General features: G+C 70.9%; 14 protein-coding genes. 7 read left to right on the plus strand and 7 right to left on the minus strand.

The features are described 5' to 3' along the window. Positions 1 to 75 precede the first annotated feature (75 nt). Together OG302_RS34455 and OG302_RS34460 are read right to left on the minus strand one after the other, a co-directional pair. On the minus strand, positions 76 to 255 hold the full coding sequence (locus OG302_RS34455) for a hypothetical protein (protein ID WP_371530330.1): 180 nt from the start codon (positions 253 to 255) through the stop codon (positions 76 to 78). A 128-nt stretch (positions 256 to 383) separates the two neighbouring features. Beyond that, positions 384 to 1,865, minus strand: coding sequence for a M1 family metallopeptidase (locus tag OG302_RS34460; RefSeq protein WP_371530331.1), 1,482 nt, complete (start codon positions 1,863 to 1,865; stop codon positions 384 to 386). 241 nt (positions 1,866 to 2,106) lie between these two features. Between OG302_RS34460 and OG302_RS34465 the strand changes: the two genes are divergently transcribed. Then, the gene (locus OG302_RS34465) at positions 2,107 to 2,262 is read left to right on the plus strand and encodes an SCO1431 family membrane protein (RefSeq protein WP_371530332.1); all 156 of its coding nucleotides are present in this window, start codon (positions 2,107 to 2,109) and stop codon (positions 2,260 to 2,262) included. Here OG302_RS34465 and OG302_RS34470 read toward each other — a convergent pair. The 3 genes from OG302_RS34470 to OG302_RS34480 are packed head-to-tail and all read right to left on the minus strand — an operon-like array spanning position 2,240 to position 4,742. Continuing rightward, positions 2,240 to 3,160: a hypothetical protein gene (locus OG302_RS34470; protein ID WP_371530333.1), complete on the minus strand. Its 921-nt coding sequence runs from the start codon at positions 3,158 to 3,160 to the stop codon at positions 2,240 to 2,242. The genes OG302_RS34465 and OG302_RS34470 overlap by 23 nt on opposite strands. Then, entirely contained in the window at positions 3,157 to 4,137 is a 981-nt protein-coding gene (locus OG302_RS34475) for a DUF6114 domain-containing protein (RefSeq protein WP_371530334.1), read from the minus strand. The genes OG302_RS34470 and OG302_RS34475 overlap by 4 nt, the downstream gene beginning before the upstream one ends. Further along, positions 4,128 to 4,742 carry a DUF6230 family protein gene (locus OG302_RS34480; RefSeq protein ID WP_371530335.1) on the minus strand — a complete coding sequence of 205 codons (615 nt, stop codon included), beginning with the start codon at positions 4,740 to 4,742 and terminating at the stop codon, positions 4,128 to 4,130. Before OG302_RS34480 ends, OG302_RS34475 begins: the two co-directional genes overlap by 10 nt. Positions 4,743 to 4,875: 133 nt before the next feature. Between OG302_RS34480 and OG302_RS34485 the strand changes: the two genes are divergently transcribed. Then, on the plus strand, positions 4,876 to 5,538 hold the full coding sequence (locus OG302_RS34485; protein ID WP_371530336.1) for a TetR/AcrR family transcriptional regulator: 663 nt from the start codon (positions 4,876 to 4,878) through the stop codon (positions 5,536 to 5,538). A gap of 68 nt (positions 5,539 to 5,606) precedes the next feature. On the opposite strand, the gene OG302_RS34490 is transcribed toward OG302_RS34485, so the two are convergent. Then, positions 5,607 to 6,863, minus strand: coding sequence for a glycoside hydrolase family 18 protein (locus OG302_RS34490; protein WP_371530337.1), 1,257 nt, complete (start codon positions 6,861 to 6,863; stop codon positions 5,607 to 5,609). Positions 6,864 to 7,238: 375 nt separating this feature from the next. On the opposite strand from OG302_RS34490, the gene OG302_RS34495 reads away from it, so the two are divergent. The 3 genes from OG302_RS34495 to OG302_RS34505 all read left to right on the plus strand — a co-directional run bounded on the left by OG302_RS34495 (position 7,239) and on the right by OG302_RS34505 (position 11,262). Continuing rightward, positions 7,239 to 8,414, plus strand: coding sequence for an acyl-CoA dehydrogenase family protein (locus OG302_RS34495; RefSeq protein ID WP_371530338.1), 1,176 nt, complete (start codon positions 7,239 to 7,241; stop codon positions 8,412 to 8,414). 598 nt (positions 8,415 to 9,012) lie between these two features. Then, a complete protein-coding gene (locus tag OG302_RS34500; protein ID WP_371530339.1) occupies positions 9,013 to 10,140 on the plus strand; it encodes a hypothetical protein in 1,128 nt (375 codons plus the stop codon). A gap of 30 nt (positions 10,141 to 10,170) precedes the next feature. Continuing rightward, the gene (locus tag OG302_RS34505) at positions 10,171 to 11,262 is read left to right on the plus strand and encodes a phosphotransferase family protein (protein ID WP_371530340.1); all 1,092 of its coding nucleotides are present in this window, start codon (positions 10,171 to 10,173) and stop codon (positions 11,260 to 11,262) included. 4 nt (positions 11,263 to 11,266) lie between these two features. Here OG302_RS34505 and OG302_RS34510 read toward each other — a convergent pair whose 3' ends face one another. Then, positions 11,267 to 11,710 (minus strand): hypothetical protein, encoded by a 444-nt coding sequence (locus OG302_RS34510; protein ID WP_371530341.1) that lies wholly within the window; start codon positions 11,708 to 11,710, stop codon positions 11,267 to 11,269. A 199-nt stretch (positions 11,711 to 11,909) separates the two neighbouring features. Here OG302_RS34510 and OG302_RS34515 point away from each other — a divergent pair, with 199 nt between their 5' ends. Then, positions 11,910 to 12,350, plus strand: coding sequence for an Lrp/AsnC family transcriptional regulator (locus tag OG302_RS34515; protein ID WP_160503714.1), 441 nt, complete (start codon positions 11,910 to 11,912; stop codon positions 12,348 to 12,350). A 57-nt stretch (positions 12,351 to 12,407) separates the two neighbouring features. After that, a complete protein-coding gene (locus tag OG302_RS34520) occupies positions 12,408 to 14,051 on the plus strand; it encodes an amidohydrolase (RefSeq protein WP_371530342.1) in 1,644 nt (547 codons plus the stop codon). Positions 14,052 to 14,066 lie beyond the last annotated feature (15 nt).

The raw sequence follows: 14,066 nt of genomic DNA on the forward strand, positions 1-14,066 counted from the left end.
GACCTATTGGGGGCTGCTGACAACACCATGACGGCCCCTCCCGCGCCTGCGGGAGGGGCCGTCATCGGGGCCGGGCTACTTCGCCTCGGGTGTGCTCCGGCGCATTCTGGACGCCTGTTCGTCGACCTCGGCCTGGGGTGTGCCGGCCTTCACGACGATCACCGCCCGCGTGCCGTCGGGCAGTGTCGCCTCGCGCATCTCCGTGCCCAGCAACTCGGTTCGCTGCCGCTCGTGCTCCTGCTCGTGGTCGGACATGAGACCTCCCAGCTCGACGGGCGCCCAACGTAACCCCGGATCACGGGCGGATGCCGTCGCACAAGCGCCCGACGGCGTTCTTCACACGAACGCCGCCGCCAGACGACGGACTCCGGTGGTCACGGGCCTCAGCCCTGGGGCGGAGTCACCACCCAGTCCGGGTGCCCCGGCATGGGCGGTGTCTTCGAGCCGTACAGCCACGGGTGCAGGAAGCCCTCCAGGTCCTGCCCGGCGACCTTCGACGCCAGGTCGATGTACTGCTGGGTGCTCGCGGTCTTTCCGCGGAAGCCGCTCACCCACGCCCGCTCGATCTTCTCGAACGTCGCGTTGCCGACCTGTTCCCGCAGGGCGTACAGGACGAGGGCCGAGCCGTCGTACCGCATGCGCTTGAAGAGGTTCGGCTCCGTGGGCTCCGCGGGGGCGCCGTAGTCCTTGCGCCACTGGTCGTGCGCCGCGTACGCCGTCTTCATGGCGGCCTCGAAGCTGTCGCCGCCGTGCTCCTCGGAGTACATCCGCTCGTAGAAGCGGGCATGCCCCTCGCTGACCCACAGGTCGGACCAGCTCTTCAGGGCCACGCTGTCGCCGAACCACTGGTGGGTCAGCTCGTGCACCATGTTCCGCTCGGCGTCGACCTTCGTGCCCAGGAGGTCGGCCTTCGGGATGAGGGAGAGCGTCTGGGTCTCCAGCGCGACGCCCAGATCCGTGTCGCCGACCAGGAGGCCGTAGCGGTTGAAGGGGTAGGGGCCGAGCTTCTCCTGGAGCCAGGCCAGGTGGTCCGGGGTGAGCTTCCGGTACTCCGCGGTCGGCTCGACGAGCGCGTCCGGGACCACGTCCCGCAGCGGGAGCCCGCCCGGGCCCTCGCCGTCGACCAGCTTGAACTTGCCGATCGCCATCTGCACCAGCTGCGTGGACAGCGGCTGCTCGGAGTCGTACGTCCAGCGCACCCGGTCACCGGGACGCTCGGCCTTGTCGACCAGCTTGCCGTTCGCCACCGCCGTCAGGTCCTTGGGCGTGGTGATGCGGAAGGTGATCGGCGCCCGCTGGCTGGGGTGGTCGTTGGCCGGGAAGATCAGCCGTGCGCCGTTCGGCTGGGGATAGACCACCGTGCCGTCGGCGGTGGGTATCCAGCCGTAGTCCTCGATGGCGTCGTCACGGTGCCGCGTCTGCGTCGGGTCGGCGGTGTACGTGACCTTGGCGGTGAACGTACGGCCCTTCGCGATCGGGGACTTGGGCGTGACCGTCAGCTCGTCCCCGGCGCGGGACGTGCCCGCGGCCGAGCCGTCGATCTTCACCCCGTGCAGGGTGTTGCCCCCGAAGTCCAGGTTGAAGCGGGAGAGCGACTGGGTGGCGGTGGCCTTGATCGTCGCCGTCGCCTCGAACGGCGTCTTCGGGGCCTGCCAGTCGAAGTCCAGGGTGTAGCGGTCGACCCGGTAGCCGCCGTTCCCGTCCAGCGGGAACATCGGGTCGCCCAGGCCGGGCGCGCCGGGCGTGGGTGTGCCGGTCGCGGACGGCGCGGCCTGCGACACCGTGCCGGTGAGAGCCGCCGTCACGGTGACGGCGGCCGCGAGGGCGAGCCGCGCTCTGCGGCGAGGCGTCCGGTACGTGCTCATCGAGAACCTTTCGGTCGGAAGGCTGCGCTGACGAGGCGGTGGGGATGCGCCTGGGGGTGTGCCCCACCACGCGTAGTGAGACGCATATCCGGCAGCCCGAGTTGTACGGGATGCGACGCATGAGTGACCAAGCTCTCGCCCGAGAAGGCCGGATCCGATGGCAAGGTGGACGGGTCAGTGGGGGGAGTCCGCTGCCGGACGTCACGCCCCAGGGCGTGACGCATACGTATCGAGTGATGCCATGACCGCTGCCACAGCCACTGCCACCGCACAGCCCCGGGCGACCACGCGCACCGGCGGCCCCGAGGAAGACGGCCCGAAGGTGCTCGAGCACGTCCTCGGCTGGACGCTCGTCGTCGTCCTCGCGATGCTCGTCACGCAGACCGGTCTGCTGTGACCCCGGTCTCGTGACCTGGGCGCTCCGGACCGGGATCGAGATCCGCCCGCCAGTGCCGGTGCGGAACACCCACCAGGCCGTAGAGCCAGCGCACGGGTGAGCGCCGCGACAGCAGCGTGAACCCCGCGATCACCGCGAAGAGCGGCAGGCCGATCCACCCGCCGAGCAGGCGGGCGAGGACACTCGCGACGAGCGCGCCGGCGAACGGCAGGCCGTAGACCCCGGCCGCCGCGATGGCGATCGCCAGGAACCGGTGCACTTTGCGGTCCTCGTCCGCGCCGGGCAGCGACCAGCCCTCCATCAGCCAGCCGATCTCCGTCAGGATCATCGTGCCGATCACGGCCGCGCCGAAGATCAGCAGCGCGAGGAACGTCCCGGACGTCAGGAAATCCAGTACGTGGTTGACCACGCTGTCCTGCCGCCAGCCGGCGAAGTCCCGTGCCTCGGCGGAGAAGAACCGCTCGTACCCCCTGCCGTCCCAGCCGTGGACCAGCGTCCCGAAGAGCAGGAAGTACCCGCCCACGCACTGGAGATACGCCCAGTAGCCCGCCCCCACCAGGACGAACCCCTGCGCCACCAGGAACCCGATGATGGCGGCGACGGGTATCCCGCCCGCGTAGAAGAGCACGAACCCCGCCCACACGCCGTCGTGCCCGTGCGCGACGTGCATCGTCGTCCACGCGGGGTTCTGCCAGAGCAGGAAAAGCCCCGTCGGTACCAGCAGGACCGCCGCGAAGAGCGCGGTGAGCGCCAGATACGGATTGGCGGCGCGGCTGCGCGTCCGCGGCCCCTCGCCCGCGTTGATCCGCTCCCACACCTGGAGCTGCCGCCCCGCGGAGAGCGCGAAGGTCGCCCCGATCGCGTACGCCCAGAAGAGGGCCGCCTGAATCTGGATCATGCCGACGCCTTCAGGGTGAGTCCGCCGGCGACGATCAGGTCCGAGGTGACCAGGGCCTGTTCGGCCTGTACGTCGGTCATGAAGACGAACGGCGGCACGACGGGCGGCACCGGCAGTTTGTCGGGCGTGAAGGTGATGCAGAGCAGCCCCTCCAGGCAGCCCTTGAACTTGGTCAGATAGAGCGTGACGGAGCCGCTGAGGTCCAAGGTGTCGGCGCCCAGGGCGAGTTCCTTGCTGCCGTCACGCGTCTTCAGCCGGTAGTCGGTGAGCGAGGCCGCCTTCATCCGCAGCACCATGACCTTCAACGGCCCGTCGGCCGTGGGGATCTCACGCACACCGGCCAGGGTGAAGCCCTGCGGCGAGAACAGCGTGGTGGTGACCGTCGGCGGAGTCCGCGCCGCCACGATCGCGTCGGCGGGGGCGGCCCTCGCCGGAGTCCCGCCCCACAGCGTCGCCCCGACGATGACCACCGGAAGCAGCACGCCGAGCGTCCGCGTGCCCTGCCCGTCCCGCACCTTCGGCCGCTCGGCGTCCTCTTCGGCGCCCTCGGGCACCGGCGTCCAGCCGAAGCCCATCGCGCTGCCGATGATGCCGAGCACCATGCCCACCAGGAACCCGCCGAGATTCGTGGCCGCGAACGAAAGCACGGACAGGATCAGGGCGTTGACGCTCACGTAGTGGTGGGCGTGCGGCAGCAGCCACAGGAAGATCCCGGCGGCGATCAGGGCGAGCCCGATGCCGATCGCGGCGAGCCCGCCGAGCCCCAGGCTGACCAGGACAGTCAGCGGCGACAACGGCACGAGGAGCAGCTCGGCGCCGCCCAGGACGAGCAGCAGGCCGCCCCAGAAGGGCCGGGTGCGCCGCCATCCGCGCAGCACCCGGCGTGGTTCCCGCAGCGGCAGGCGTTCGTCGAGCCAGCCGCCGCCGTCTCTGCCCCACGCTCTGACACCGGCCCTCCGGCCGCCGGTCAGAAGCACTTCTTGCCGCCGATGCTGACGTCGAGCTTCATGCCCTTGAGCCGGAAGTTCCCGCCGGTCGCCGACCAGGCGTGGGACTTCACCCCGGAGACGGTGATGTCCCCGGCCTGCAGCCCGAACTTCCCCTTCTCGCCCTGGATCCCGGACACCTCGTCGAGGCTCGACGCGTCCCGGCCGATCTCGGCCGTGCCGAAGCGGGCGTCGCCCTCCAGGTCCTCGCCGTCGATGATGAGATTGCTCGCGGTGACCTCGCCCGCCGGGCCGCCCGCGGTCAGCTTGAACACCACGGTGCCCACCGGGGTCTTGACCTCGGCGGCCTGGCAGATGTCGGACAGAGTGGCGTCACCGATCCCGAGGAGCGCCACCGGGTGCCCCTTGCCGTCGATGTCCCGGTCGGTCTGTACGTAGGAGGACAGGCCCTTGCTGGTGAGTTTGCCCGATGACACCTGGAAGCTGGTGCCCGAGACGGCGAAGGAGGCGGCGAGCGCCCCCTCGGCCATCACGGAGGCCATCGCACCGACGGCCAGGACGGCCGGCAGGGCCACGACGGCCGTCTTCTTCCAGGAGGTTCTGCCCTCGCGCAAAGGGGTACGCGCTGCGCTCATGAGTCTTCCTCCCGTACGTCGTCCACGTGCGTAGGGGGAGTGCGTGAGAGAGCGCCTTCGGACGCAGAACCGGCAGGTGGCGTGCTTCTGCCATACTGCGCATACCCGAGGCAGTTGGAGACTAGGGCCGAAATTGAATAATAGTCAACAGCGCGGCGCCGAACGTCCGGTGGACACGCGTCCGCAGGCGCGCGGCACCGACCGATCCGTGGCGCGCCGCGCCGAACTCATCACCATCGGGCGGAAGTTGTTCGCCGACACGTCGTACGACGCCCTGTCGATGGATGACATCGCCAAGCAGGCGAGCGTCGCCAAGGGGTTGATCTATTACTACTTCAAGTCCAAGCGCGGCTACTACCTCGCGATCATCGAGGACTCGGTCGCGGAACTGGTCGCGCGCGCCGGGCGCCACGACGACCTGCCGCCCGCGGAGCGTGTGCGCGGCACCATCGACGGCTATCTCCGCTACGCCGAACACCATCAGGCGGCGTACCGCACCATCATCAGCGGCGGCGTCGGCTTCGACGCCGAGGTGCACGCCATACGCGACGGCGTGCGCGAGGCCTTGATCGGGGCGATCGCCGACGGGGCGTACGGCCGCCGCGACATCCCGGAGCTGGCGCGCACGGCGCTGCTCGGCTGGCTGTGCAGCGTCGAGGGCGTCACGCTCGACTGGATCGGGCAGCGGGGTCTGACACGCGAGACCGTCTGTGACCTGCTCGTGCGGACGCTGGGCGACACCTTGCGCGTCATCGAGGAGTTCGAGCCGGCCTTCCCGGCCCCGCCGCGGCCATGAGGAAGGGGCGGGAGCCGTCCGGCACCCGCCCCAACGCCCGCGTACGGTGGATCAGTTGATGGCCTTGATCAGTTGATCGCTTTGATCAGTTCGCCGTCCGCCGTGTCGCCGCTGAGCTCCCAGAAGAAGGTGCCGCCCAGACCGGCCCGGTTCTTGTAGTCCATCTTCCCCGCGATGGTCGCCGGGGTGTCGTAGCTCCACCAGTCGTTCCCGCAGTGCGCGTACGCGGTCCCGCCGACCGTGCCGTTGGCCGGGCACTTGGTCTTCAGTTCCTTGTAGTCGTCGATGCCCGCCTCGTACTTGCCCGCGGCGGCCCCGGTGGCGGTGCCGCCGGGCTCCTTCTGCGTGACACCCGTCCAGCCGCGGCCGTAGAAGCCGATACCGAGGAGCAGCTTGTCGGACGGAACGCCGAGACCCTGGAGCTTCTTGATCGTGGAGTCGGTGTTCCAGGTCGCCTTCGGCGCGCCTTCGTACGCCTTCAGCGGTGAGTGCGGGGCGGTCGGGCCCTTCGCGTCCCACGCGCCGAAGTAGTCGTACGTCATCGGGTTGTACCAGTCGACGTACTGGGCGGCCCCCGCGTAGTCGGCGGCATCGATCTTGCCGCCCTCCTCGGCGTCGGCCGGGATGGCCGAGGTGACGAGGTTGCCGGCGCCGAACTTCGAGCGCACCGCGGACATCAGGTCCTTGTAGGCCGCGCGCCCGCTGGTGTCGCAGGTCAGGCCGCAGGCGTTGGGGTACTCCCAGTCGATGTCGATGCCGTCGAAGACGTCGGCCCACTTGGAGTTCTCGACCAGGTCGTAGCAGGACTGGGCGAAGGCGGCCGGGTTCTTGGCGGCCTCGGTGAAGCCGCCGGACCAGGTCCAGCCGCCGAAGGACCACAGGACCTTCAGGTCCGGGTGGAGCTTCTTGAGCTTGCGCAGCTGGTTGAAGTTGCCGCGCAGGTCCTGGTCCCAGGTGTCGGCGACGCCGTCCACGGACTGGTCGGCGGTGTACGCCTTGTCGGTCGCCGCGTAGGCGTCGCCGGCCGTGCACTTGCCGCCCTGGACGTTGCCGAAGGCGTAGTTGATGTGCGTGAGCTTGTCGGCCGAGCCGGACGTCTCGATGTTCTTGACGTGGTAGTTCCGGTCGTAGACACCCCACTCCGTGAAGTATCCGACGACCTTGGAACCGGCGGCTGCCTCGGAGCTCGCGGCCTTGGCGGAGCCGGTGTCGGGGCCCGCGGCTGCGGTGCCCGCGCCGGCGAGCAGACCCCCGCCGAGCACGGCGCAACACGCGGTGGCGATGAGTGCCCTGAAGGGGGCGCGGGGGAGGTGCGGTCTGAGCATCGTTTCTCCTCGTGGGGGGAGAGGGCGCATGGGGGGAGTGGTGCTGTTGACCTGCGGATGCCATGGGGGCATCGGTGAACCTTGAATTGGCATGAACGCGGAAAGGCGTTCGGCTGGACTCTAGGAGGACTAGACCAGTGGGGTCAATGGTTCGGACCAATTCCGGGCCCCTCTTGCGGGCGTCGGTTATCTTTTGAGTAAGCGGTCGTTAACTAGTGACTGGCTGCCGCCGATCGGGCATACTCAAGCGCCACAGCCGCTGGTCACAGCACCTTCCGCGACCCGGAGGGGCGCCATCGGCCGGGCCGTGAGACACGGTGGCGCCGCACTACCCCGCGGGTCCGCCGCAGTGCCGAGATGGAGGATGCGATCGCCATGCCTGAGCGAACCTTGCAGCAGCCGGTGGACCGTCAGCTGCCCACAGACGAGGCGCGGGATCTGTTCTCGCTCGTCCGTGAACTCGTCCAGCGGGAGATCACTCCCCGCGCGGCCGAGGAGGAGGACGCGGGGCGCTTCCCGCGCGAGGTCTTCGCCCTCCTCTCCGAGTCCGGACTGCTCGGGCTTCCGTACGCCTCCGAATTCGGCGGCGGCGACCAGCCGTACGAGGTCTATCTCCAGGTCATCGAGGAGCTCGCCGCGGCGCGGCTCACCGTCGGCCTCGGCGTCAGCGTCCACTCCCTGTCCTGTCACGCACTCGCGAACTACGGCACCAAGGAGCAGCAGGGCGAGCACCTCCCCGCGATGCTCGGCGGCGGGCTGCTCGGCGCGTACTGCCTCTCCGAGCCCGCGTCCGGCTCGGACGCCGCGTCACTGCGGACGAAGGCTGTCCGCGACGGCGACCACTGGGTGATCACCGGCACGAAGGCGTGGATCACGCACGGCGGGGTCGCCGACTTCTACACCGTGCTCGCCCGCACCGGCGGCGAAGGCGCCCGCGGCATCTCGGCGTTCCTGGTGCCGGGCGACGCCGAAGGCCTGAACGCGGCGGCGCCCGAGAAGAAGATGGGCATGAAGGGTTCGCCCACCGCCCAGATCAACTTCGACGGGGTACGGGTCTCCGACGCCCGCCGCATCGGTGAGGAGGGCCAGGGCTTCGCGATCGCGCTCTCCGCGCTCGACTCGGGTCGGCTCGGCATCGCGGCCTGTGCGATCGGCGTGGCGCAGGCGGCGCTGGACGAGGCGCTCCGGTATGCCACCGAGCGGCGGCAGTTCGGGCGGCCTATCGCGGACTTCCAGGGCCTTCGCTTCATGCTCGCGGACATGGCGACGCAGATCGAGGCGGGCCGGGCGCTCTATCTCTCAGCGGCGCGGCTGCGCGACGCGGGGCGGCCGTTCTCCAAGCAGGCGGCCATGGCCAAACTGCTGTGCACGGACGCCGCGATGAAGGTGACGACGGACGCCGTGCAGGTCCTCGGCGGCTATGGCTACACCGCGGACTTTTCCGTGGAGCGCTTCATGCGCGAGGCGAAGGTGCTGCAGATCGTCGAGGGGACCAATCAGATCCAGCGGATGGTCATCGCCCGTCACCTCGCGGGTCCCGAATCGCGCTGAACTGCCCGAGCCTGACCGGAGGCGCCGCGAGCCGCACCCACTCCGGGTCGTGGCGCCCGGGCAGGGTCTTGCCCCGCTCGGCCCAGTTCCGGATGAGCGCGCGGTAGATGGGCGGATCCTGCACGTGTGGCGGCTGGGGCTGCGGCTGCTGCTGTGGTTGTTGCTGGTGCGGGTGTTGTTGCTGGTGCGGTTGCTGGGGGTACTGGGAATACGGGGGCTGCTGGGGCCGCTGAGGCCGCTGGGGAACCGATTCTGCGTCGGGCGGGGGAGCCGTCAGGAGGGTGCGCCTGCGGCGGCCGGTCGGCGGGTGCGCCATGGGCGTCGGCGTGGGGGTGGTCATACGGGGCCAACGCGCGCCGAGGGGGACAAGTCACCGCCCGTCGGATTCGAGTGTCAGTTCGTGGCAAGACCGTGCGGAGTCCGGGGGAGTGCCCCGTGATGCCCCGCGGCGCCGCGTTCCGGGCGGGCTCAGGGCCGCTGAACGCGCGCTGACACGTGTCTGGCTCCGTCGCGTTGTCTGACGTACCGTCAACTCCGCGTCGGGGGCTTGGCATCCGCCCCGCGCCCGCCAACTGCCTTGTGCCCAGGGAGGTTTGCCGTGGCAGACGACCGCCCCGCCCCGCTCGACGAGTACCCGATCCATCAAGTGCCGCTGTCCATGAAGCAGGTCGCGACGGGCGACCGCAATGCCTACGACCGCTGCATCTTCCATCTCTTCGACCACGAGGGGCGAGCGCTCCTCATCCTCGGGCTCGGCGTCTATCCGAACGTCGGTGTGATCGACGCGTACGCCACCTTGCGCAGGGGGGATACGCTCCACGCCGTACGCGCGTCGGACGCGCTAGGCGACGACCGGATGAACCTCTCCGTCGGCCCCCTGACCATCACCGTCGAGGAACCGCTGAAGCGGCTGCGCCTGACGTGCGCCGCCGATCCCGACGACCCGGAATCCCTCTCGTACGACATCACGTGGACCGCCTCCTTCCCCGCCCTCTGGGAGCCGCACCACATCCAGCGGCGCGGCGACCGGCTCTCCCTCGAAGGGCGCCGCTTCGTCCAGGCGGGCGGCTGCGCCGGGGTGATCCGCGTCGGCGGCGAGGACGTCCCCGTGACGGCGGGGGAGTGGACCGCGACCCGTGACCGCAGCTGGGGGGTGCGTCCCATACCCGGCGAGGAACGCGGGCGCCTGGAGGAGGAGTTCGGTACCGAGGGCTTCCACTGGATCTGGAGCCCGGTGCGCTTCGAGGACCGTTTCCTGATGGTCATCGCCCAGGAGGACGCGGACGGCTACCGCTCCCTCAACGAGGCCACACTTGTGCGGCCCGGGGTGCGCGACCGTCAACTCGGCTGGCCCCAGGCCGACATCACCTACCGCTCCGGCACCCGGCACCCCGAGCGCGCCGTCATCCACCTCACCGACCCCGAGGGCCGCAAGCCGCTGGAGCTGGGCGTGGAGGTCCTCGCCTCCCTGCCGCTCGCCGTGGGCGCCGGCTATCCGCCGGCGGACGACTGGCAGCACGGCACCTGGCAGGGGCGGGGCTGGACCGACCGCCGCGCGTACGACCTGTCGGATCCGGCGGCGCACCCGATGGCCGCCTACGGAGTCATCGACCACGCCGCCCGGTTCACCCTCAACGGGCTTACCGGATACGGCATCTTCGAGCACGGCAGCTTCGGCCGTCATGACCCGAGCGGCTTCACCGGCTTCGACTCCGTGGCCCCCTGAGGCCTGCGGCTTCTTGAGAGGAGCTCCGCGATGGCGACAGCACCGCGTCCCCGCACCACCACCCGCGACCCGGAGGAGTTGGCCCGCAGGCTCACGGCCTGGCTCGGCACCCGGTTGCCCGGCGCCAAGGCCACCGGTGTGCGGGTCCCCGAGTCGAACGGCATGTCGAGCGAGACCCTCCTTTTCGACATCGAGCACCCCGAACCACCGCTGCGGGCCTGTGCGTTGCGCGTGGCGGCGGACCCGGCCGCGTACACGATCTTCCCGGTCTACGACCTGCCGCGCCAGCACCGCACGATGCGGCTCGTCGCCGAGCGCACCGACCTGCCCGTGCCGCGTGTGCTGTGGCTGGAGGAGGACGCGGGGCCGCTCGGGGCGCCCTTCTTCGTCATGGAGCGGGTCGAGGGGCGCGTGCCGCCGGACGTCATGCCCTATACGTACGAGGGGAATTGGCTCCACGCGGCGAGTGACGCCGAACGCGCGCACCTGGAGGAGGCCTCTATCCGCCTGATCGCCCACCTCCACGACCAAGTGCCGGTCGGGGAGGCCGAGTTCCTGGCCCTGCCCGGCGAAGGCGGCCCGCTGCGCCGTCATGTGACCGCCCAACGCGCCTACTACGAATGGGTGGTCGACGGCCTGCCCCGCTCGCCCCTCATCGAGAGCGCCTTCGGCCGACTCGACGAGTGGTGGCCCGATGACGAGGGTGAGCCCGTCCTCAACTGGGGCGACGCACGCATCGGGAACGTCATCTACGACGGCTTCGACCCCGTGGCCGTACTGGACTGGGAGATGGCGGCGCTCGCACCCCGCGAGGTCGACCTCGGCTGGATGGTCTATCTGCACCGCTTCTTCCAGGACCTGACGGTGAGCTTCGGGCAGGAGGGCCTGCCCGGCTTCCTGCGCCGCGACCACATCGAGGAGCGTTACGCGCAACTCACCGGCCACACACCGCGGTCCATGGACTTCCACACGCTGTACGCGGCGCTGCGGCACGCCGTCGTCATGCTGCGCGTCGCCTACCGCCAGGTGCACTTCGGTGAGGCCGAGGTCCCCGAGGACCCGGACATGCTGATCCTGCACCACGCCAGCCTGGCGGCCATGGTGCAGGGCAGCTACTGGTAGCCCGTCAGGCCGCTGAGCGCCGGTCCTGCTCGGGCACGCGACGGGGGCGCGAGCCCTGGCCGCCGACGTGCGAGAAGGGCTGCGTGCGCCAGTCGAGTCCCTGAGGGAGCGTCAGGAGCAGGGCGGTGTCCTGCTCCTGAGCCTCCATCGTCTCGTCGGCGGGCTCCGCGTCGGCCGCGGCGCGGCCCGTGCCGGGGCACACCGTGAGCCCGAACGGGTTCCACCGCGTGGCGCACAGCGCGTGCTCGGGCAGGACGTCCTCGTCGGCCAGGAGCGCGATCGGCTGCGCGCAGTCGGGGCACGTCACCCGGTACATCTCGAAGGTGTCGTACTCGTCGAACTCGGTGTCGGCCGGTTCGACGCCCTCCGGCACGAGTGCGGACGCGGATTCATCGGAGCGCTGCTGCTTGCTGCGGGCAGGGCGACCGGGGCGCTTCAAGTTCTGCATGGGATTCTCCCCCTTGGGTGGGCCGAGAAGGCGCTGCGGCCTCGACCACAGCAAGCACTTCCCGTCCCGTCGTAGAGGTAATCGTGGCATCCCTTTGGACACGGTCGCAGGTATGTGGCGTTCGTCACATGCCCGGAGAAGTTGCCGCCGTCGCGCCTACCGGTATCCGGAGGGATCAAGAGCCCTGTAGGTTCGGCGCATGGAGGAGCTGGACCGACAGATCGTGCAGCTGCTCGTCAAGGACGGGCGGATGAGCTACACCGACCTGGGCAAGGCCACGGGCCTGTCCACATCGGCCGTGCACCAGCGTGTGCGCCGCCTGGAGCAGCGCGGCGTCATCCGCGGATACGCCGCGGTCGTGGACGCGGAAGCCGTCGGGCTGCCGCTCACGGCGTTCATCTCGGTGAAGCCGTTCGACCCGAGCGCACCGGACGACATCGCCGAACGCCTCGCGGGCGTCCCGGAGATCGAGGCGTGCCACAGCGTGGCGGGCGACGAGAACTACATCCTCAAGGTGCGCGTCGCGACGCCCCTGGAGCTCGAACACCTGCTGAGCCGCCTGCGCGCACTCGCCGGTGTCTCCACGCGCACGACGGTCGTGCTCTCCACCCCGTACGAGGCCCGGCCCCCGCAGGTCTGAGCCGCCCGCGGGAGCCCCGTGCGCGAGGCGCGCGGGGGGAGGGGCGAGACTGGTTCCATGAGCGAGAGCACCACCCCCCAGAACGGCCCTCAGGGCCACCGCACCGTGCTGCTGCGCGGCGGCGACGTCCACAGCCCCGCCGATCCGTTCGCCACGGCCATGGTCGTCGAACGCGGGCACGTCGCCTGGGTGGGGTCCGAGGGCGCCGCCGACGCGTTCGCCGACGGTGTGGACGAGGTCGTCGACCTCGAAGGGGCGCTCGTCACCCCCGCGTTCACCGATGCGCATGTGCACACCACGTCGACCGGCCTTGCCCTGACGGGACTCGACCTGTCGGGGGCCCGCACCCTCGACGACGCGCTCGCTCTCGTTCGCGCGCACACCGCGGCCCGGCCGCACGACCGCGTCCTCCTCGGCCACGGCTGGGACGCGGCCCGCTGGCCGGGCGGCCGTCCGCCCACGCGCGCGGAACTCGACGAGGCGGCCGGCGGCCGTCCCCTCTATCTCTCCCGCATCGACGTCCACTCGGCCGTCGTCACCACGGCGCTGCTCGACCTCGTCCCCGGCATCGCCGGGCGCACCGGCTTCCACCCGGACGCACCGCTGACCGCGGACGCCCACCACGGGGTGCGCGCCGCCGCGCTCGACGCGGTCACCCCGCAGCAGCGCACCGAGGCCCAGCGCGCGGCCCTGAGCCGTGCCGCGTCCCTCGGCATCGGGTCCGTGCACGAGTGCGCGGGCCCCGAGATCTCCAGTGAGGACGACTTCGCCGGGCTGCTGCGCCTCGCCGCCGAGGAGGCCGGTCCGCGCGTCGTCGGCTACTGGGCACAGCAGGGCGAGGAAGGCGTCGCCCGCGCAAAGGAACTGGGTGCCATCGGCGCCGCGGGCGACCTCTTCGTCGACGGATCCCTCGGCTCGCACACCGCCTGGCTGCACGAGCCGTACGCCGACTCCGCCCACACCGGCACCGCCCATCTGGACGCCGCCGCCGTCGCCGCGCACGTCATCGCCTGCACCGAGGCGGGGGTCCAGGCAGGCTTCCACGCCATCGGCGACGCCGCGGTGACCGCCGTCGTCGAGGGCATCCGCGCCGCATCCGAGAAGGTCGGCCTGGCCCGCGTCCGCGGCGCGAGGCACCGCGTCGAGCACGCCGAGATGCTCACCCCGGAGACGATCGCGGCCTTCGCGGAACTCGGCCTCACCGCCTCCGTGCAGCCCGCCTTCGACGCCCTGTGGGGCGGCGACGACGGCATGTACGTCCAGCGCCTCGGCGCCGAACGGGCCCGCACCCTCAACCCGTACGCGGCACTCCTGCGCACCGGAGTCCCGCTCGCCTTCGGCTCCGACAGCCCCGTCACCCCGCTCGACCCCTGGGGCACCGTCCGGGCCGCCGCGTTCCATCAGAACCTGGAGCACCGCATCTCGGTGCGCGCCGCGTTCACCGCCCACACCCGGGGCGGCTGGCGGGCCATCGGCCGGGACGACGCGGGCGTCCTGGTGCCGGGAGCACCGGCCGACTACGCCGTCTGGCGGACCGCGGATCTCGTGGTCCAGGCGCCGGACGACCGGGTCGCCCGCTGGTCGACCGATCCGCGCTCCGGTACGCCGGGCCTGCCCGACCTGACCCCCGGCGCCGAACTCCCCGTCTGCCTGCGCACGGTGGTCTTCGGAAAGACGGTGTACGTAGGGCCGGAAGAGTGATGTCCCGGCGGTGCG

Origin of the sequence: Streptomyces sp. NBC_01283 (assembly GCF_041435335.1) — a bacterium.
In the GTDB taxonomy this organism is placed as follows: Bacteria; Actinomycetota; Actinomycetes; order Streptomycetales; family Streptomycetaceae; genus Streptomyces.

Coding starts and splice junctions, on each gene's coding strand:
- OG302_RS34455 (WP_371530330.1), bottom strand. CDS start 255: ATGTCCGACCACGAGCAGGAGCACGAGCGGCAGCGAACCGAGTTGCTG.
- OG302_RS34460 (WP_371530331.1), bottom strand. CDS start 1,865: ATGAGCACGTACCGGACGCCTCGCCGCAGAGCGCGGCTCGCCCTCGCG.
- OG302_RS34465 (WP_371530332.1), top strand. CDS start 2,107: ATGACCGCTGCCACAGCCACTGCCACCGCACAGCCCCGGGCGACCACG.
- OG302_RS34470 (WP_371530333.1), bottom strand. CDS start 3,160: ATGATCCAGATTCAGGCGGCCCTCTTCTGGGCGTACGCGATCGGGGCG.
- OG302_RS34480 (WP_371530335.1), bottom strand. CDS start 4,742: ATGAGCGCAGCGCGTACCCCTTTGCGCGAGGGCAGAACCTCCTGGAAG.
- OG302_RS34490 (WP_371530337.1), bottom strand. CDS start 6,863: ATGCTCAGACCGCACCTCCCCCGCGCCCCCTTCAGGGCACTCATCGCC.
- OG302_RS34495 (WP_371530338.1), top strand. CDS start 7,239: ATGCCTGAGCGAACCTTGCAGCAGCCGGTGGACCGTCAGCTGCCCACA.
- OG302_RS34505 (WP_371530340.1), top strand. CDS start 10,171: ATGGCGACAGCACCGCGTCCCCGCACCACCACCCGCGACCCGGAGGAG.
- OG302_RS34510 (WP_371530341.1), bottom strand. CDS start 11,710: ATGCAGAACTTGAAGCGCCCCGGTCGCCCTGCCCGCAGCAAGCAGCAG.
- OG302_RS34515 (WP_160503714.1), top strand. CDS start 11,910: ATGGAGGAGCTGGACCGACAGATCGTGCAGCTGCTCGTCAAGGACGGG.
- OG302_RS34520 (WP_371530342.1), top strand. CDS start 12,408: ATGAGCGAGAGCACCACCCCCCAGAACGGCCCTCAGGGCCACCGCACC.